This is a genomic window from Kribbella sp. NPDC051620 (assembly GCF_044453825.1).
GTDB lineage: Bacteria > Actinomycetota > Actinomycetes > Propionibacteriales > Kribbellaceae > Kribbella.
In genome coordinates, this window is record NZ_JBITDB010000004.1 from 1,131,246 (window position 1) to 1,148,263 (window position 17,018).

At 67.6% G+C, this 17,018-nt stretch carries 16 protein-coding genes; 8 read left to right on the forward strand and 8 right to left on the reverse strand.

What is annotated here, in order from left to right:
- Window positions 1-179 precede the first annotated feature (179 nt).
- Window positions 180-530 carry a metallopeptidase family protein gene (locus ACIA12_RS24445; RefSeq protein WP_396369357.1) on the forward strand — a complete coding sequence of 117 codons (351 nt, stop codon included), beginning with the start codon at window positions 180-182 and terminating at the stop codon, window positions 528-530.
- Between the two features lie 12 nt (window positions 531-542).
- On the opposite strand, the gene ACIA12_RS24450 is transcribed toward ACIA12_RS24445, so the two are convergent.
- The 6 genes from ACIA12_RS24450 to ACIA12_RS24475 all read right to left on the reverse strand — a co-directional run bounded on the left by ACIA12_RS24450 (window position 543) and on the right by ACIA12_RS24475 (window position 6,140).
- On the reverse strand, window positions 543-1,271 hold the full coding sequence (locus ACIA12_RS24450) for a polyprenol monophosphomannose synthase (protein ID WP_396369359.1): 729 nt from the start codon (window positions 1,269-1,271) through the stop codon (window positions 543-545).
- Window positions 1,272-1,489: 218 nt separating this feature from the next.
- A complete protein-coding gene (locus tag ACIA12_RS24455) occupies window positions 1,490-2,074 on the reverse strand; it encodes an SIS domain-containing protein (protein ID WP_343970708.1) in 585 nt (194 codons plus the stop codon).
- A gap of 22 nt (window positions 2,075-2,096) precedes the next feature.
- On the reverse strand, window positions 2,097-3,125 hold the full coding sequence (locus ACIA12_RS24460) for a LacI family DNA-binding transcriptional regulator (protein WP_396369360.1): 1,029 nt from the start codon (window positions 3,123-3,125) through the stop codon (window positions 2,097-2,099).
- A gap of 143 nt (window positions 3,126-3,268) precedes the next feature.
- On the reverse strand, window positions 3,269-4,057 hold the full coding sequence (locus ACIA12_RS24465) for an ATP-binding protein (protein WP_396369361.1): 789 nt from the start codon (window positions 4,055-4,057) through the stop codon (window positions 3,269-3,271).
- Between the two features lie 185 nt (window positions 4,058-4,242).
- On the reverse strand, window positions 4,243-4,632 hold the full coding sequence (locus tag ACIA12_RS24470; RefSeq protein ID WP_396369362.1) for an STAS domain-containing protein: 390 nt from the start codon (window positions 4,630-4,632) through the stop codon (window positions 4,243-4,245).
- A 140-nt stretch (window positions 4,633-4,772) separates the two neighbouring features.
- Entirely contained in the window at window positions 4,773-6,140 is a 1,368-nt protein-coding gene (locus ACIA12_RS24475; RefSeq protein WP_396369363.1) for an LVIVD repeat-containing protein, read from the reverse strand.
- 120 nt (window positions 6,141-6,260) lie between these two features.
- On the opposite strand from ACIA12_RS24475, the gene ACIA12_RS24480 reads away from it, so the two are divergent.
- The 3 genes from ACIA12_RS24480 to ACIA12_RS24490 all read left to right on the forward strand — a co-directional run bounded on the left by ACIA12_RS24480 (window position 6,261) and on the right by ACIA12_RS24490 (window position 9,713).
- Window positions 6,261-6,881: a DUF305 domain-containing protein gene (locus ACIA12_RS24480; protein WP_396369364.1), complete on the forward strand. Its 621-nt coding sequence runs from the start codon at window positions 6,261-6,263 to the stop codon at window positions 6,879-6,881.
- Window positions 6,881-7,612, forward strand: coding sequence for a DNA alkylation repair protein (locus ACIA12_RS24485; RefSeq protein ID WP_396369365.1), 732 nt, complete (start codon window positions 6,881-6,883; stop codon window positions 7,610-7,612). Before ACIA12_RS24480 ends, ACIA12_RS24485 begins: the two co-directional genes overlap by 1 nt.
- A gap of 88 nt (window positions 7,613-7,700) precedes the next feature.
- Window positions 7,701-9,713, forward strand: a complete 2,013-nt coding sequence (locus ACIA12_RS24490; protein ID WP_396369366.1) for a neutral/alkaline ceramidase — start codon at window positions 7,701-7,703, stop codon at window positions 9,711-9,713.
- Here ACIA12_RS24490 and ACIA12_RS24495 read toward each other — a convergent pair.
- Complete coding sequence (locus ACIA12_RS24495) at window positions 9,700-11,202, reverse strand: DHA2 family efflux MFS transporter permease subunit (RefSeq protein WP_396369367.1); 1,503 nt, start codon at window positions 11,200-11,202, stop codon at window positions 9,700-9,702. The genes ACIA12_RS24490 and ACIA12_RS24495 overlap by 14 nt on opposite strands.
- A 42-nt stretch (window positions 11,203-11,244) precedes the next feature.
- Window positions 11,245-11,958 carry a hypothetical protein gene (locus ACIA12_RS24500; protein WP_396369368.1) on the reverse strand — a complete coding sequence of 238 codons (714 nt, stop codon included), beginning with the start codon at window positions 11,956-11,958 and terminating at the stop codon, window positions 11,245-11,247.
- A gap of 238 nt (window positions 11,959-12,196) precedes the next feature.
- Here ACIA12_RS24500 and ACIA12_RS24505 point away from each other — a divergent pair, with 238 nt between their 5' ends.
- The 4 genes from ACIA12_RS24505 to ACIA12_RS24520 all read left to right on the forward strand — a co-directional run bounded on the left by ACIA12_RS24505 (window position 12,197) and on the right by ACIA12_RS24520 (window position 15,916).
- Window positions 12,197-13,006, forward strand: coding sequence for a DUF4397 domain-containing protein (locus tag ACIA12_RS24505; protein ID WP_396369369.1), 810 nt, complete (start codon window positions 12,197-12,199; stop codon window positions 13,004-13,006).
- 188 nt (window positions 13,007-13,194) lie between these two features.
- Entirely contained in the window at window positions 13,195-13,641 is a 447-nt protein-coding gene (locus ACIA12_RS24510) for a class F sortase (protein ID WP_396369370.1), read from the forward strand.
- A 73-nt stretch (window positions 13,642-13,714) separates the two neighbouring features.
- The gene (locus ACIA12_RS24515) at window positions 13,715-15,085 is read left to right on the forward strand and encodes a S41 family peptidase (protein ID WP_396369372.1); all 1,371 of its coding nucleotides are present in this window, start codon (window positions 13,715-13,717) and stop codon (window positions 15,083-15,085) included.
- Window positions 15,086-15,295: 210 nt separating this feature from the next.
- A complete protein-coding gene (locus tag ACIA12_RS24520) occupies window positions 15,296-15,916 on the forward strand; it encodes an L-threonylcarbamoyladenylate synthase (protein ID WP_396369374.1) in 621 nt (206 codons plus the stop codon).
- Window positions 15,917-17,018: the final 1,102 nt, after the last annotated feature.

Sequence of the window (17,018 nt, forward strand, 5' to 3'; positions counted from 1 at the left end):
CGGATCTCTCCTGGAACGGGGGGACGGAAGAGGCCGGTCGCCGGGACGCGACCGGGATGTCCGTCAGTATCCGCAGGAGGTAGTGGTTGCTACGAGGGCGAGTGATGTCTGAAACCGGCATGTCAGGAAGCTGACGGGCAACGCTCACCGAGTGTGGACTGGCTCACTACGCTGGGCCTGTGATCGAGATGAGCCGGGCTGATTTCGAGTTGCTGGTGTCCGAGGCGCTGGATCAGGTGCCCACCGAGCTGGCGGGGTTGATCGACAACGTCGCGGTGTTCGTCGAGGACGACGCGCCGAGCAGCGACCCGCACCTGCTCGGGATCTACGAGGGCATCCCGCTGACCGAGCGGGGGCACTACTACGGCGGCGTGCTCCCCGACCGGATAACCATCTACCGCAACCCGACGCTCGAGATCTGTGAGACGGTCGAGGACGTCGTCGAGGAGGTGCACATCACCGTGGTGCACGAGATCGCGCACCACTTCGGCATCGACGACGCCCGGCTGCACCAACTCGGCTACGGATAGCCCGAAGAAGGCCTACGACCGCTTGAAGAGGAGCTTCCACGGCATCAGGGCCGACTCGAGCTGCACCTTGATGCTCATCTTCGAGGCGCCGATCGTGCGCTCCTCGAAGCGGATCGGCGTCTCGGCGATCCGGCGGCCCTGGCGCACCGCGCGGTAGTTCATCTCGACCTGGAACGAGTACCCGTTGCTCTGGATCGTCGTCACGTCGATCGCGCGCAGCGTGTCGGCCTTCCACGCCTTGAAGCCGGCCGTGGCGTCCTTCACATGCAGGCGCAGGATCGTGTTCACATAGACGTTCGCGAACGCCGACAGCAGCCGCCGGTGCCAGGCCCACTCGGCCGCGGCCTCGCCACCCTCGACGTAGCGCGAACCGATCACCACGGCGGCGTCGGTGGTCTGCAGGATCTCGACCATGGTCGGGATCACCGAGGCGGGGTGGGACAGGTCGGCGTCCATCTGGATCACGATGTCGGCGTTCTCGTCCAGCGCGCGGCTGATCCCGGCGATGTAGGCGCGGCCGAGGCCGTCCTTCTCGGTCCGGTGCAGGACGGAGACCTCCGTCGGCGCGGCCTTGGCCAGCTCGTCGGCGACGTCGCCGGTGCCGTCGGGGGAGTTGTCGTCGACCACCAGCATCTGCAGCCCGGGCAGCTTCAGCTCGGACAGCAGCGCCGCCAGCACGGGCAGGTTCTCCCGCTCGTTGTAGGTCGGCACCACCACGATGATCTTGGCGCTCTCAGCCATTCTCATTCCTTCGTCAAAGCCTTCACCGGACAAGTGTCCCGTACCGGGTGCGGGACACAGGACGCTATCGCATCAACTGTTCGAACCCCGCAACGGTGACGGGATCGAAGATTGCAGTACTGCGTACGCGGCCGGGCCGGCGCCTTCGCGAGGGCCTGTGCGAGCAGGCCGCCGCGAAGGCGCTGGCGTGGTGGGTTGGCGGATGGGCTAGCGGTCGATCAGTAGGCGGCGGCCCACTGGTCGACCAGTTCGCTGACCATGTGCAGGGCCAGCAGGTGCATCTCCTGGATCCTGGCCGTCTCCTCGGCCGGTACTACGAGCGCGAGGTCAGCCGCCGCTGCCAGGCCGATCCCGCGCCGGGAGGTGAAGGCCACCGAGCAGGCTCCGGCGTTTCGGGCCGCCTCCAGCCCCTTGACCACGGTCGGTGAGGTACCGGACGTGCTGAAGCCGACGACCATGTCGCCCGGTCTGACCAGGGCCTGGACCTGACGGGAGAACACGTCGTCATAGCCGTAGTCGTTCGCGATGCAACTGGTCACGGCCGCGTCCCCGACCAGGGCAACGGCGGGCAGCGGCCGCCGCTCCCTGAGGTAGCGGCCGATGAGTTCACCGACCAGGTGCTGTGCGTCGGCAGCGGATCCACCGTTGCCGTAGGTGTAGAGCACTCCGCCGGTGTCCAGTCGGCGGATGAGCTCGTCGGCGATCGCCTGGATCGCGTCCAGCTGGCTGTGCATCGCCTCGGCGACCTCGGTGTGGCGCTCGAGCTGCCTGGCGATGACCCGGTCTACATAGAGTTGTGTCATGTGCCGGTGGTACGCCAGAAATTCAGTTTCTGGGAGCGGGTCCGGTGGATCCGCGGACAACAAGACGTGGCGCAACCCGGACAATTCGCCGCCGGGCGGGCAGTTCGTCCCTGATTCTGGCCAGTAATAGTTGCGCAGAGCTACGACCCAGATCCACAGTGTGCTGATCCACGGTCGTAATCGCGGGTTGGACCAACGACATCCACGGCACGTCGTCATATGCGGCGAGGCTGATTTTGTTCGGTATCCGGAGTCTCCGGCGCTTCAATTCGGCCAATGCGCCCTGTGCGAGCACGTTGTTGGCCGACAGGATCGCGGTCACGTGCTGCTCGTCGAGCAGCTCGCGGGTGGTCTGCTTGGCCGCCTCCGCGTCGAAGCTGGTGAAGACGATCAGGTCTTCGTCCAGCTCCAGACCGGCATCCTCGTACGCCGCCCGGAACCCGGCCAGCCGGCCCGCGCCGGTCGACCACTTGGTCTCGTCGATGAGCAGGCCGATCCGCTCGTGGCCGAGCCCGAGCAGGTGCTCGGTCAGCTCCCGCGCGCCGGCCTTGTTGTCGCTCAGTACCGCGTCGCCGCCGCGCCCGAGCTGCCGGTCGGCCGAGACCACATGGATCCCGTTGTCCTGCAGCATCTTCGGGCAGGCCGCCGCGACCGGCGTCACGATCACCCCGGCGACCTGCATCGCCAGCAGGGTCTCCGCGGCGTGCATCTCCTCTTCGGGGTCGCCGTTGTCGTTCACCAGGATCATCTGGTGCCCCTCGGACCGGAGCACCTCCTCGATCCCGGCGGCCAGATCGGCGTAGAACGGGTTGCGCAGGTCGGAGATCAGTACGCCGATCGCGGTCGACGTCCGGCTGCGCAGGTTGCGGGCCATGTGGTTCGGCACGTAGCCGAGCCGCTGGGCGGCCTCCTGGACCCGTTCGCGCACCTCCGGTGAGGCGTAGCCCCGGGTGTGCAGGGCGCGCGACACAGTCGATGGCGAGACGCCGGCCTCCCGGGCGACGTCCTGCACGGTCGGCCGGCTCTGCTGCTTCCTGGTATCCCCGGTCACACGCGTCATGTTAGGGCCAGTACCGTCAATTAGTGCCTCTTTGGCTCCATCGTGAGCAAAGCGCCGCACAGGTGAGCGCCGGTACTGCGTATTTCGCGCCCCCGCATCGGAATGACGATTGCCCGCTCAGCGTCCGCGAGCGGCTACAGACCGTTGCGCCAGCTGTTGTTGATCGCCACCCGGGCGTTCGGCGAACGCAGCCGGATCGTCGCCCAGACGAGCTTGCCCCCGCTCGACGTCGGATTGGCGCCCCAGGAGGTCGCCAGGGTCGCGACGATGCCGAGCCCCATCCCACCGTCGCGCGCGCCCAGCGGACGGCGTACGGGCAGATCTGGGCTGCCGTCGGAGACGGCGACGGTCAGCACCTGCCGGCGTAGCTCCAGGCGTAGGTCGGCGTCCGTGTGGGCGTGCCGGACCACGTTGGCCACCAGCTCCGAGGTGATCGCGACCGCGTCCTCGGAGACCTCCTCGCAGTGCCACAGCTCGCAGATGGAGGCGACGAACCGCCGGGCGGTCGAGGCGCTGTGCGGCTCGGGAGCCAGTCTGAGCTTGCTGAGCTGCCTGGCCGGCGGGTTGCGGATGGAGGCCAGCGCCGTGGCGAGGTCGGGGAAGACCGGGATGAAGCGGGAGATCAGCTCGGAGTGCCGCTGCAGCTCGTGGCTGCGGTTGCGGCCGGTGACGAGGACGAACGGGGTGCCGGACCAGTCCGCGACCTGCCGGGCGAGGTTGGTGAAGACGCTGAGCGAGTAGGCGCGGGCGAGTACGAGGTCCTGCAGCATCACGATCACCGCTCCGGGCTGGTCGGCCAGCCGGCGGGCCAGGAAGGTCCGCAACTGCGGAGCGGTGGTCAGTTCGAGTGTTCCCGACGGGCTGACCACGACCGCCTCCCCGACGGTCCGGACGCCGATCGCCAATGAAGTCCTTCGACCCATCAGCATCCCCCTCCCCAGGCAGCCGCGACGTATCCCCCGCCGGTCGTGCGGCAACGTTGCCATCGCCCGATCAAGGCCCGGCAGTAACTCAGCGTTCCCGCCCTCGGCGCCGGTCAACCATTTCCGGTCGGCCCGGTATCACACAGTTACCTCCGGAACGCCGGTAAGCCCAGGAACCGCGACGCTCAGGAGGGCCGGTGCTGGAGGGCGTCTTCGACCGAGGCGAAGATGCTGAAGTCGCGGCCGAGGCCGGTGATGGTCAGCGGGCGGTCGACCGGACGGCCGACACCGACCAATGCGAGATCGATGCCATGTTGCCCGGCCAGTTGGCGGGCCTCGACCAGATTGCCCAGCCCGGCCGAGCTGCAGAACGTCACCGCGGACACGTCGATCAGCACCAGTCGCGCGGGTGGCGCGATCGCCGCCCGGATCGCTTCGGCGGCGAAGTCGGTGGTGGCGATGTCGATCTCACCGGACAGCCGGACCACCAGGATGCCGGGCTGAAGTTCCTCGCTGACGGCGCCGAACGTGGTCCGGATCATCTCGCCGTCACCGTGATCGGGCTGACTCGTCACGCTGTCTTCTCCCCCGGGTGTTCCCGCGACGCCGGTCGGTCCTGGCGCGGTGGACAACAGCCCTGGTATCACCGTATGCCCGAACGCTCCGGGGTCACAACGGTTGTTCTGCCGCTGACCCCGGAGCAATGCGAAATCGTTTACTTCGAAGCGGGCTGGGTCTGCACGTTCAGCTCCTTCCACCGAACCCGGTTCGCGGGATCGGTGCGCGGGTCATCGATCCGGAAGACATCGAAGGCCTTGACCGACTCGGTCCCGTAGATGGCGCCGTTGTAGTAGTACACGGACCAGTACCCGCCGAAGTCGGCCGGCTGGATCGGCGGCCGGTCGAAGTACCCGATCTCGCGCGGCTGGGCCGAGTCGGTGAAGTCCCAGACCGAGAAGCCACCCTGGTACCAGGCCTGCACCATGATGTCGCGGCCGCGGACCGGGATCAGCGAGCCGTTGTGCGAGACGCAGTTCTCCTCGGCTGCCTGGTGCCGTGGAATCTTGAAGTAGCTGCGGAAGACGAACTTCTTGTGGTCGAGGTCGAAGACCGCGGTGGCGCCCTTGTTCGGGCCGACCTCGGCGCTGCACTCCGCGCCGCCTCCGCCGCCGAGCTCGTCCATGAAGACGACCTTGGTGCCGTCGCCGTTGAAGGTGGCGCCGTGCCAGAACGAGAAGTTCGCCGCGTCCTGGACCCGGTCGAGCACCTTCGGCCGCTCGGGCTTGGAGATGTCGAGCAGGATGCCGTCACCCATACAGGCGGCCGCCGCGATGTCGCGCGCGGGGAAGGCGGTGATGTCGTGGCAACCACTGGTCGCGCGGCCGGTCGGGCTGCCGGGGAATCCGCCGTCGGGGAACAGTACGGGCGAGGCGACCACGGCCGCGTCCTCAGGGTGCCGCACCGGGACCTTGATGATGTCGATCAGGTCGTTCGGCGGCTGGCAGTCCGGATACGCCGCGTTCGGGTTGTACGACGAGTTGTAGATGTAGATCTCGCGCTTGGACTTGCCCGGGATCAGCGTGTGCGTGTGCGAACCGCAATGGGTCTCGACAGCAGCGACGTACCGGGGGTTCGCCGGGTCTTTGACGTCGAAGATCTTGATCCCTTCCCAGGACTCCTTGATCGTCGCCGACTGCGCGACGCTCTGGCAGGAGTTGTCGCTGCGGGAGGAATCGGTACTGAGGAACAGCAGCCCGTTCGAGACGCTGATGTCGTTCTGGCTGCCGGGGCAGGACACCTGGCTCACGAGTCGCGGATGCGCCGGGTCGCCGATGTCGTAGATCGCGAAGCCGGCGTAGTTGCCGACGTAGGCGAGCTTGCCCGCGAACGCGATGTCGGTGTTGATCCCGTCGGCGAGCGGCCCGCTCATCGGCGCGCTGGCCAGGTGGGTGATGTTGTCGCTCTTGGCGGCGCCGGTCTCCGGTGGCGCGGGCGCCTCGGCACTCGCGATACCGGCTGATCCGGCGACGAGAGCGAGGGCGAAGGTGAGACTGGCGAGCGTGCGGGGGCGGCCTGCGCGCATGCTGTGGTCCCTTCTGAAATAGTCGGGCGGTTCTCCAGCCTAGGCGTGATAGACACTGTCCGGAAGCGATTTGCCACAGGGAGTGAGGCCGGCGTGACGTTTTCTGCCCGAACGTGCTGGATGTCCGTGCTGCTGGCCGCCGTGACGGTGACCGGATGCAGCTCCGATCCGAAGCCGCAGTCCGGGCCGGCGCCGACCGGTCCGCCGGTGATCGTGCCCGGTACGCCGGGCGGGCCGAACAAGACCGTCACCGCCCTCCCGAGCATGGTGCAGACGGTCGACCCGGACGACGTCAGGTTCCTGAGCGACATGATGATCCACCACACCCAGGCGCTGCAGATGGCCGAATGGGCCGGTACTACGGCATCGAACGAGCGGGTCAAAGCGCTGGCCGACCGGATCCGGGTCGGCCAGGAGCCCGAGATCGCGTCGATGCGCCAGCTCCTCACCGCGGCCGGCCAGACCCCGCCGGACCTTGAGCACGTGCAGCACCAGGACCACAGCAAGATGCCCGGGATGGCGACCCAGGCCGAGCTGACCACTCTGCAGCAGGCTCGGGGCAAAGCCTTCGACGAACTGTTCCTGACTCTGATGATCAAGCATCATCAGGGGGCGGTGACGATGAGCTCCGAGCAACTCGAGAACGGCTCGAACATCCGGGTCAGCGAAATGGCCCAGGAAGTCAGCGTCACCCAGACAATGGAGATCAGCACGATGAAGGCGCTGCAGAAGGAGCTCTAGTGTCCGTCGACGACCTGCTTCGCGAGATCGACGCGGCGGCCGATCCGGCCACTGCCGAGACGCTCGCCCGCTACTTCCAGGTCAAGCCGGGTGGCTACGGCGAGGGCGACCAGATGATCGGCGTCAAGCTCTCCACCCTCCGCCTCATCCTCAAGCCGTACCTCCGTGCCGAGCTCCCGTTGCCGGCGATCGAGGAGGCGCTGGCCAGCCCGATCCACGAGCACCGCCTGGCGATTCTCTGCCTCCTGGCCGACCGCGCTGCCAGGGCCGCCAAGCCCCGTACTGCGAACCCCGCGGAGCTGACCGCGATCTACGACCTGTACCTGCGCAACACGAAGTACATCGACAACTGGGATCTGGTCGACTGCAGCGCCCCCGAGATCGTCGGCGCCCAGCTCCTCGACCACCCGCGCGACCCGCTCTACCAATTGATTGCCTCCAGCAACCTCTGGGAACGCCGCATCGCCCTGGTCGCCACCTACAAGCTGATCCGCAAGGGTGAAACCGCCGACACCTTCGCCCTGGCGGCCAGCGTCCTCGACGATCGCGAAGACCTCATCCACAAAGCCTCCGGCTGGATGCTCCGCGAGGCCGGCAAGCACACCGCCCCCGCCGAGCTCCTCGCCTTCCTCGACCAGCACGCCACCCGAATGCCCCGCACCATGCTCCGCTACGCCATCGAACGCCTCCCCGCCGAGACCCGGAAGCACTATCTCCATCTCGGTAAGTGACGACCTCTTCACAGTCTGCGAGCAGCCGGGTACTCTCCGGTAAAGATGAAATTGGCTCAGCTTTCACGGACTGGACTGAGGAGACTTCATGCGCCGCCGCCCCCGCTCGCTTGTTGCTGTACTCGCCCTGGCCCTGGTCGCCACCGGAGTGAGTGTCAATCGGACCACCTCCGCGCAGGCTGTTGATTCGGCGTACCTGGTGGGCCGTGGGATCTCCGACATCACCGGGCCGGCCGCCGAGAACGGGATGATGGGCTATTCGAAGTTCGGGCAGAACACGACTGGCATCCATCAGCGGTTGCGCGCTCGGGCCTTCGTCGCGGTCGAGCAGGCGACCGGGCAGCGGGTCGCCTACGTCAACTCGGATCTGGGGATGATCTTCCAGGCGCAGCGCGATGCCGTGCTGGTGAAGCTGCAGGCGAAGTACGGGGACCTGTACTCCGAGCGCAACGTCTTGCTGTCGGCAACTCATACGCACAGCGGGCCGGGTGGGCAGTCGCACAATCTGGCGTACAACCTGTCGATCTACGGGTTCCAGAAGCAGGCCTTCGACGCGACCGTGGACGGGATCGTCGAGGCGATCACCAAGGCGCACCAGAACCTCGCGCCGGGCACCATCAGCCTCGGCAGGTCGACGCTCACCAATGCCAGCGTCAACCGGTCGAGGATCGCCTTCGATCAGAACCCGGCTGCCGACAAAGCCGCGTTCCCGCAGGCGATCGACCCGGCGGTGACCGTACTGCGGTTCCAGCAAGGCGGCTCCGACATCGGGGCGATCAGCTGGTTCGCCACCCACGCGACCTCGATCACCAACGAGAACACGCTGATCAGCCCGGACAACAAGGGCTACGCGGCGTACCGCTGGGAGCACGACGAGAAGGGCGTTCGCTACCTCGACGAGAGCCAGGGCTTCGTCGCCGCGTTCCCGAACACGAACGCCGGCGACATGTCGCCCAACCTCAACCTCAAGCCGGGCTCCGGTCCGACCGAGGACCCGTTGCTCAACCAGCAGATCCTCGGCGATCGCCAGCAGCAGGCCGCCGAGCAGGCGTACAACGGGCCGCGGGCAACGATCACCGGCAGCCTCGACGCCCGGATGCGATATGTCGACATGTCGGCTGTTCAGGTGGACCCGCGGTACACGCCCGACGGCGAGGCGCATCGCACCTGCCCGGGGGTGGTCGGCGCCTCCACGCTGGCCGGCAGTGTCGAGGACGGGCCGGCCATCCCGGTCATCCCCGAGGGCGTGACGAATCCGTTCTTCGAGGCGCTGAAGCCGTTCAAGGTCGACGTCGCGCCGTGGCTGATCAGTTGCCAGTCGCCGAAGCTGGCCGCGGTGCCGACCGGGTTGCTGCAGGCGACGCCGGACATCGTGCCGATCCAGCTGGTCAAGCTCGGCCAGTTCTACCTGGTCGCGATGCCCGGTGAGGTGACGATCGTGGCCGGTCTGCGACTTCGGCGGACGGTCGCGGCGGAGCTCGGCGTACCGATCGAGAACGTGCTGATCTCGGGCTACTCCAATGCCTACAGCTCGTACGTGACGACGCCGGAGGAGTACCAGCTGCAGCAGTACGAAGGCGGCTCGACGCTGTTCGGGAAGTACACGCTGCCGGCGTACCAGCAGGAGTTCGCCGGGCTGGCCGAAGCACTGAAGGCCGGTACGCCGGTACCGTCCGGAACTCATCCCCCGAAGCCGATCACGGCCGAGCTCAACCTGCAGACGGGAGTGGTGTTCGACAGCCCGCCGCCGTTCAAGTCGTTCGGCCAGGTGCTGACGGATGCGGCCCCGCAGTACCAGCGTGGGGCGACTGTCTCGGTGGCGTTCGTGACCGGGCATCCCAAGAACAACCTGCACCGCAACGGCACGTTCCTCGAGGTGCAGCGCCAAGTCGGTGGCCAATGGCAACGAGTTGCCGACGACGGCGACTGGAACACCACCTACCGCTGGGAGCGCGGTGGCCTGGCTGACTCGAAGGCGACCATCACCTGGAAGGCGACCGAACCCGGGACCTACCGGATCGTCCACCACGGCGACTCGAAGGCACTGAACGGCACCATCACACCGTTCACCGGGACGTCGCGTACCTTCACCGTGTCGTAGAAGCAGTCTCCGGAGTAGCCGGCGGCGGAGATACCAACGGGCAGTGCGTGTAGTGCTGCTCCTCCGCGGCCGGCGGCTTCGCGCCCTTCCCCGGAGCCAGCGTCACCCAGGCCAGTACCGCGCCCACGACGGCCAGGCCGGCCGAGATCCACATCGCCATCTGGAAGCCGTCGCTGAACGCGGCCGGATCCCGGTAGGAGTCGCCCGTGATGCCGGCCGCCAGCGGGATCGCGGCGACCGCCATCAGCTGGGCGGTCCGCGCGATGGCGTTGTTGACTCCGGAGGCGACCCCGGCGTGGTGGTCCTCGACCGCGTTCAGCACTGTCGAGGTCAGCGGGGCCACGGTGCACACCAGGCCGATCCCCAGCACGATCACTGACGGCAGTACGGCGGTGAGGTAGCTCGCGCCGGGCTTGACCCGCATCATCAGCAGGAAGCCGGCGGCCATGAACAGCGGTCCGACCGTCATGTGGATCCGGGCGCCGATGATCTCCGACAGGGCGCCCGCGTATCCGGACAAGGTCAACATGAGCAGGGTCATCGGCAGCAGTGCGGCGCCGGCCTCGAGCGCGCCGTAGCCAAGGGCCGTCTGCAGGAAGACGACCAGCAGAAACGTGGCTGTGCCCAACGCGCCGTAAACGGCGATGGTGACCAGGTTGGCGCCGGTGAAGCGCAGATTCTTGAAGATCCCCGGCGGCAGGATCGGGTGCGAGCTGCGCCGCTCGACCTCGACGAAGGCCGCGAGACCGAGTACGCCGATCGCCAGCGTCGTCAGCACCAGGGCGTCGCCGAAGCCGCGGTCGCCGGCGCTGATCAGACCGAAGGTCACACCGGCCAGGCCGATCGTCGCGAGCACGGCCCCGGCCACGTCGAGCTTGCCGGCCATCGTCTCGTCGCGCGTCTCCGGTACGTGCCTCAGCGTGACCAGCACGGTGGCCGCTGCGAGTGGCAGGTTGAGCACGAAGATCCACCGCCACGAACCGCTGTCCACCAGCGTCCCGCCGACGAACGGGCCGACCGCCGCGGCGACGGAGGTGAGCCCTGACCAGGTGCCCACCGCTTTGGCCCGGTCCGAGTGCTTGAAGCTCGTCTGCAGGATCGCGAGGCTGCCCGGGGTGAGCAGCGCGCCGCCGATCCCTTGCAGCACCCGGCCGGCGATCATCACCTCGAGATTCGGCGCCACCGCACAGATGAGCGAAGCGACCGCGAACCAGATGACGCCGGTCAGGAAGGTCTTGCGACGGCCGAGCCGGTCACCGAGCGAACCGCTCAGCAGGATCAGCGACGCGAGCATCAACATGTAACCGTTGACGATCCACTGCAGACCCGAGATCTCGGCGTTCAGATCGTCGCCCATCGCCGGCAGTGCGACGTTGACGACTGTGCCGTCCAGGAATGCCATCCCGGAGCCGAGCGCGGTGGCGGCCAGCACCCAGCGGCCCCGCGCGGTACCGAGGGCGATGGGCCCCGCGGCCTGTGTGTTGACCATGCCGACAGCTTAAGCGCTTCAAACCGCCGGCGTCCCGTGAGCTCACGGCTGCATCGGCAGGTCCAGCTGGAGGACGGCGAGGGACTGGTCGGCGGGGATGCCCTGCTGGATGCCGAGGCCGGGCGGTTCGCCTACCGCGCAACGGGTTTCGGTCATCTCCGGACAGACGGCGTTGAGCAGGCTGCCGCCGGAGATCTGGTAGTTGGTCGGCAAGGTCGGGTCGACGCCGGCCGTGAGCGGGCTGATCGCCGCCGAGGCGCGACCGGTCTCGGACGGCAGGCTTCGTACCGTCGAACCGGACAGCCGATAGACCAGCCGGAGCTTCGTCGCGGCGACGGTCAGCGGCAGGTCGCGGGCCGCGGCCAGCTTGGTGGTCTGCAGCGGGACCGGCTGGCCGTCGGCGGTGATCTTCAAACTCGTCGCCATCGGCTTGGTCGGCCGCATCATCCCGACCAGCTTCGTACCGGACTGCGGCAACTGCAATCGGATCAGCGCGACCTCGGAGCGCAGTACGACATCCTCGGTGATGTCGAAACTGCCGTCACCACGCGGTACCGCGGCCAGGTGAATGCCGGGCGCGGTCAAACCCGGTCCCTCCGCCGTCGGTGGCGGTTGGACCGGTGCCGCGCCGCCCCCGTTGGTCAAGGGGCCAGGGCTGGGCGCGACCGGAGTACCGGCCTGCTCCTCAGCCGAACAAGCAACGGTCGTACTGATCCCCAGAGTCAGCGCGACCACCGCCAGCACGGAGGTCCTCAAGCTGCGTGCGGACAAGCGACATCGCCCCCAATGGACCCGGCCACTTCCTCTGGTGGCCGGATCGACTTCCGCATACGATACGCCGGAATTAGCCTGGCCAGGCAAATACTTATGCATTTCCAAAGGGGTGGGGAAAATGCGGGAACTCAGGGTGTCCGGGCAATCTCCAACAGTAGTGTCCGGGCTCGGGAAAATCAGGACAATGTTATCGAGAATGTCAGGTCCGCATTATCGCAGGGTGATTTCGGTGGTGCTGGCGGTGACGGTGGCCGGGCTGGGGCTGCTGGTCGCGGCGCCCGCGCAGGCAGCCGGCAACGGGGTGCTGCACGTGATCCAGGGCCTGCCCGGCCGGACTCTCGACATCGCCGTGGACGGCAAGACAGTGGCCACCGGGGTGAAGGCGACCGAGGTGGTCGGCCCGCTCACGGTCGCCGCCGGGGCACGGAAGATCACCGCGAAGGACGCTGGGAAGCTGGTGATCGAGCGGCAGGTCACGGTGGCCGCGGACAGCAACCTCGACGTCGTCATCCACCGTCCGGCCTCGCCGACGGCTGCTCCGGTGATCACCACTTACGTCAACAAACTGACTGCCGTGCCGCGTGACAAAGGCGCGGTCCGGGTCGCCCACACGGCCGCGGTCGGCCCGGCCGACATCCGGGTGAACGGAAAGGTGCTTTTCGCCAACGTGGCGAATGGTGAATCACTCGACGTAGTCGTTCCGGCCGGTACCTACTCGGTCGAGATCGTGCCGGCCGGGTCGACCACGCCGGTTGTTCTCGGCCCGTTGAAATTGCCGGTCCGGGCCGGTTACCTGACCCGGGTCTTCGCCGTCGGCGAGCCGACCTCGAAGACGATGAACGTCGCGGTCGCGACGCTGAAGCTGCCCGGCGCCGGGAGTGAGAAGCCCGGCCAGGTCAACACCGGCACCGGTGGACAGGCGGCAGCGCTCGGGCTCACCGAGGAGCACAGGGGCTCATCGCTGCCCCTGCTGATCCTGGTGGGCGCCTTGGCGCTGACCGTGGTGGTTCGAAAGGCGGTACGTCGCTGAGACGGTTCTTGCTCGGATTGCTTCTGGCTTGTGTGGCCCTGGAGGGGTGCGCCGCGCAGGTGAACGAAGCAGTCCCGAGCCCTGGTACGGCGGGCGGCGGGACTCCGGCGGTAGGGCAGCCGGAGCCGTCGTCAGCCGTGCTGCCCGGGAGGGTCGGTACGCCGGCACCGAGCCAGCGGGTGCGATTCGTGCCGACCGAGATTGTGATGCCGGGCGGGGCCGGCGCGGCCGTCTTGCCGGCGTCTACGGTTGCGGGGCAACTCGTAGTACCGGAGCACGTCGAGCGGGTTGGCTGGTGGGACGGGGGAGCCGAGGCTGGTGATCCGTTCGGCTCGGTGGTGATCGCGGGGCATGTCGACTCCGCCAAGGAGGGGATCGGCTTCTTCGCCCGGCTACTGCGGGTCAAGGCGGGGGAGACTGTTGTGCTGCGGGGGGACGGGCACAGTGCGTCGTACCGGGTGGACTCGGTGACCTCGGTGCCGAAGGATGCGCTGGCGACGAAGAGCGGCGCGTTCGACCAGACAGGTGATCATCGGCTGGTGCTCATCACGTGCACCGGTGCGTATGACCGCGGGCGGGGTGGCTACGAGAAGAACCTGGTCGTCAGCGCGACGCCGCTGGGTCTGGCGAAGTAGTAGAGCTAGGCCTACCCGGGATGGGGTGGTCGGTCCCTGTCTGAGGTCATGCGAACCGGCAAGAGTTGGCTGCATGAAGCTCAAACTGCTGCTGCCAGTCGTTGGGATCGTTGCTGGACTCGTCGCGGCGCCACTGTCTGGGCCGCTCGCGGCCAGCGCAGCGACCTCGCTCGACGGGGTCTGGCAGATGGACGGCTACGGCACTGTCGTTGCCATCAGCAACGACAATGCGAAGCTGTTCTCAACTACGTCGATCAGCTGTACTCCTGCGGGTGAGTACACGCGGAACGGCGACCGCTTCACCGCCGAGGAGGAGCAGGCCTTCACCGTGCGGGGGCGCCGGGATCGTGCGGGGATGCACGTCGAGGGCAATGTCGGCGACAAACACCTGCGCAGGTTGGCGAAACTGCCCAAGCTCTGCACGGTGCCGGGTGCGACGGGCACGCTGGCCGTCTTCGATCAGTTCTGGACGACGTACGCCGAGAACTATCCCTTCTTCCGCGCCAAGGGCATCGACTGGGACAAGGTCCGGGCCACCAACCGGCCGCTCGTCACGCTGGACATGTCGGACGATGCCCTGTTCGCCTTGCTGAGCAAGATGATCAAGCCGCTGGGCGACGCGCACACCGCGATCCGTACTGCCGATGGCAAGCTGTTCGCCGGCGTCCGGCCGGGGACGACGCTGCCGACGGAGGAGCTCGAGGCGAAGCTGCGGCCGTACATCGAGTCGACCGCGTTGAAGGGCGCGCGGTTCACGTCGTACGCGAACGACCGGATCGGGTACGCCGACCTGCCCGGCCGGATCGGCTACCTGCGGGTGATCGCGTTCCTCGGCTACGGCGACGTGCCCGACTACAACGCCGAGCGGGACACCTTGAACGCGACGCTCGACCAGATCCTCACCAAAGAGCGCACCAGTGGACCGGGGAAGTTGCGCGGGCTGATCGTCGACCTGCGGATCAACGGCGGCGGCTCCGACCAGCTCGCCCTCGACCTGGCGTCGCGGCTGACCGGCAAGCCGTTCTTCGCCTACGCGAAGCGCGCCCGCAACAACCCGGTCGACGCGACCGCGTTCACGCCGCCGCAGCCGTTGTTCGTGCAGCCGTCGGGGCGGACGAAGTACACGGGTCCGATCGCGATGCTGACCGCTGGCTCGCAGATGAGCGCCGGCGAGACGTTCACCCAGGCGATGATCAACCGCGTACCGCGGCCGGTCCGGATCGGCGAGAACACCCAGGGCGTCTTCTCCGACACCCTGCAACGGACCCTGCCCAATGGCTGGGAGTTCATCCTGCCCAACGAGGAGTTCCGCACCCGCGACTGGAAGACCTTCGACGGTCCTGGCATTCCGCCGGATCTCCGTACTCCGGTCTTCACCGCCGCCGAACTCGCCGGCCACCGCGACACCGCCTTCGCGACAGCCCTGAAGGTCCTGGTCAGGTAGCTCACCGAGGGGTGCCCGGATCCGTCCCTGATCTAGACTCCAAGCCGTTCCCACCAGCCGGGAACGGCTTGGAGAATCACTGTCATGACCACCCCACCCCGGTTCGCCCGGCCGATCCTCACCACCGTCCTCGCCCTGACGACGCTGGCCCTGACGCTTCTGCTCTAGTACCCCAGGCGCTGGCACCGGGCGTACCGCTAGGGTCGGCACATGGCGAGGTATTTCGATGTGCACCCGGAGAATCCGCAGAAGCGATCGATCGGTCAGGTGGTGGACCTGATCCGCAACGACGGGTTGGTCGCCTATCCGACGGACTCCTGTTTCGCGCTCGGCTGCCAGCTCGGCAACAAGGACGGCCTGGATCGGATCCGGACCATCCGGCAGCTCGACGACCGGCACCACTTCACGCTGGTCTGCCAGGACTTCGCCCAGCTCGGCCAGTTCGTGCACATCAGCAACGCGGTCTTCCGCTCGATCAAGGCGGCGACCCCCGGCAGCTACACGTTCATCCTGCCGGCCACCAAAGAGGTTCCGCGCCGGCTGCTGCACCCGAAGAAGAAGACGGTCGGTGTCCGGATCCCCGACCACGTGGTGACCCAGGCGCTGCTGGAGGAACTCGGCGAACCGCTCCTGTCGAGCACCCTGCTGCTGCCCGACCAGGAGGAGCCGATGACCCAGGGCTGGGAGATCAAGGAGCTCCTGGACCACCAGATCGACGCGGTCATCGACTCCGGCGACTGCGGCACCGAGCCCACGACGGTCGTCGACTTCTCCGAAGACACCCCGGAGGTCGTCCGAGTAGGCGCAGGAGACCCCACCCCGTTCGAGTAACTGCCAAGGAATCCCCGGGCCGCAGCTTCCCGCCAAGAGCACCCCCCAACCTCAGCGCCCTCGGGCACAGCGCCCTCACCGCGAGCACCCCGCAACCGCACCGGCTCATCGGCCAGCACCACGGCCCCGCCGCGAGCCCCCACATCCACAGCACCCGCGCACCCCGTACGGCCCGGCCATTCCTCGGGGTTGGTGTTGGTTGGGTGGTTGGGTTGGTGAGGGGCTGTGGTTCGCGGGCTCCCGCTGCGGGAGTGTGCTGGTCGAGGCAGTGCGCGTCAAGAGCGCTTCGCGTCCCTTCGGGATCGAACAAGTTCGACTCTTGACCCGCACTGCCTCGACCAGGGAAGGACGCAGCTATCGGGATCCCGCGGAGGGGTCTGGGTCCAAGGGTCGTCTTTGGCAAAGCCGGTCGCGCCGAGGGGTGCCGACTGCAAGGCGGGTGGGACCGAGGGGTGCTGATGGCAAGGCGGGTGGGGCCGAGGGGGTGCCGACTGCAAGGTGGGTCGTGTTGCCGGGGGATGGCGGGCGAGGCGGGCCGTGCTGCGGGGTGCCGACGGCGGGGTCGGTCGGTTTGGGGGTGGGCTGGTCGGATGGTCTGGTGGCCGGGCGTTGGGCGACTTTGTGCTCGACGTGAGTGGATTCGGCGGTGGGGAATGCTCAGGTGGAGCACAAGGTGGGGTGGGGCGACGGGGTGGATCTCCAGAACATCAATCGGCTTCGGGGGATCGGTTGGCGAGGCGTGCTCGGGGTGCGGTGGGGTGGGATTTGATGGGGTGGGGGTCCGGTTTGCTAGGCGGGTCTAGCTCGGCGTGGGGTCGTTGGCGAGGTGGGCTGGGGCGGCTGCCGCTGGGACGGGGGCTGCGGCTGCGGTTGCGGGGTTGGGTTTGGTTGCTGGTGGCAACGGGCGGTGGGGGGTGCGTACCTAAGTCGGGGGGTAAGCGGTTACTTCGGCGTGCTGGGGTGGGTTGACGGGGGTTGTGTGTGCGTGGCGGGTCGGGTGGGGGCATCGGGTGTGCCCCTATGGGTTTGGTCAAGGTGTGTGGGGTGTGGGTGGGTGGTAGTGGGTATTGGTGCGGAGCATGGCGAACAGGACGTCGCAGCG

What these genes read in the sequence shown, in the direction of transcription:
- ACIA12_RS24495 (WP_396369367.1), bottom strand. Translation starts at nt 11,202, where the DNA reads ATGGTCAACACACAGGCCGCGGGGCCCATCGCCCTCGGTACCGCGCGG.
- ACIA12_RS24490 (WP_396369366.1), top strand. Translation starts at nt 7,701, where the DNA reads ATGCGCCGCCGCCCCCGCTCGCTTGTTGCTGTACTCGCCCTGGCCCTG.
- ACIA12_RS24520 (WP_396369374.1), top strand. Translation starts at nt 15,296, where the DNA reads ATGGCGAGGTATTTCGATGTGCACCCGGAGAATCCGCAGAAGCGATCG.
- ACIA12_RS24515 (WP_396369372.1), top strand. Translation starts at nt 13,715, where the DNA reads ATGAAGCTCAAACTGCTGCTGCCAGTCGTTGGGATCGTTGCTGGACTC.
- ACIA12_RS24455 (WP_343970708.1), bottom strand. Translation starts at nt 2,074, where the DNA reads ATGACACAACTCTATGTAGACCGGGTCATCGCCAGGCAGCTCGAGCGC.
- ACIA12_RS24475 (WP_396369363.1), bottom strand. Translation starts at nt 6,140, where the DNA reads ATGCGCGCAGGCCGCCCCCGCACGCTCGCCAGTCTCACCTTCGCCCTC.
- ACIA12_RS24465 (WP_396369361.1), bottom strand. Translation starts at nt 4,057, where the DNA reads ATGGGTCGAAGGACTTCATTGGCGATCGGCGTCCGGACCGTCGGGGAG.
- ACIA12_RS24450 (WP_396369359.1), bottom strand. Translation starts at nt 1,271, where the DNA reads ATGGCTGAGAGCGCCAAGATCATCGTGGTGGTGCCGACCTACAACGAG.
- ACIA12_RS24480 (WP_396369364.1), top strand. Translation starts at nt 6,261, where the DNA reads ATGTCCGTGCTGCTGGCCGCCGTGACGGTGACCGGATGCAGCTCCGAT.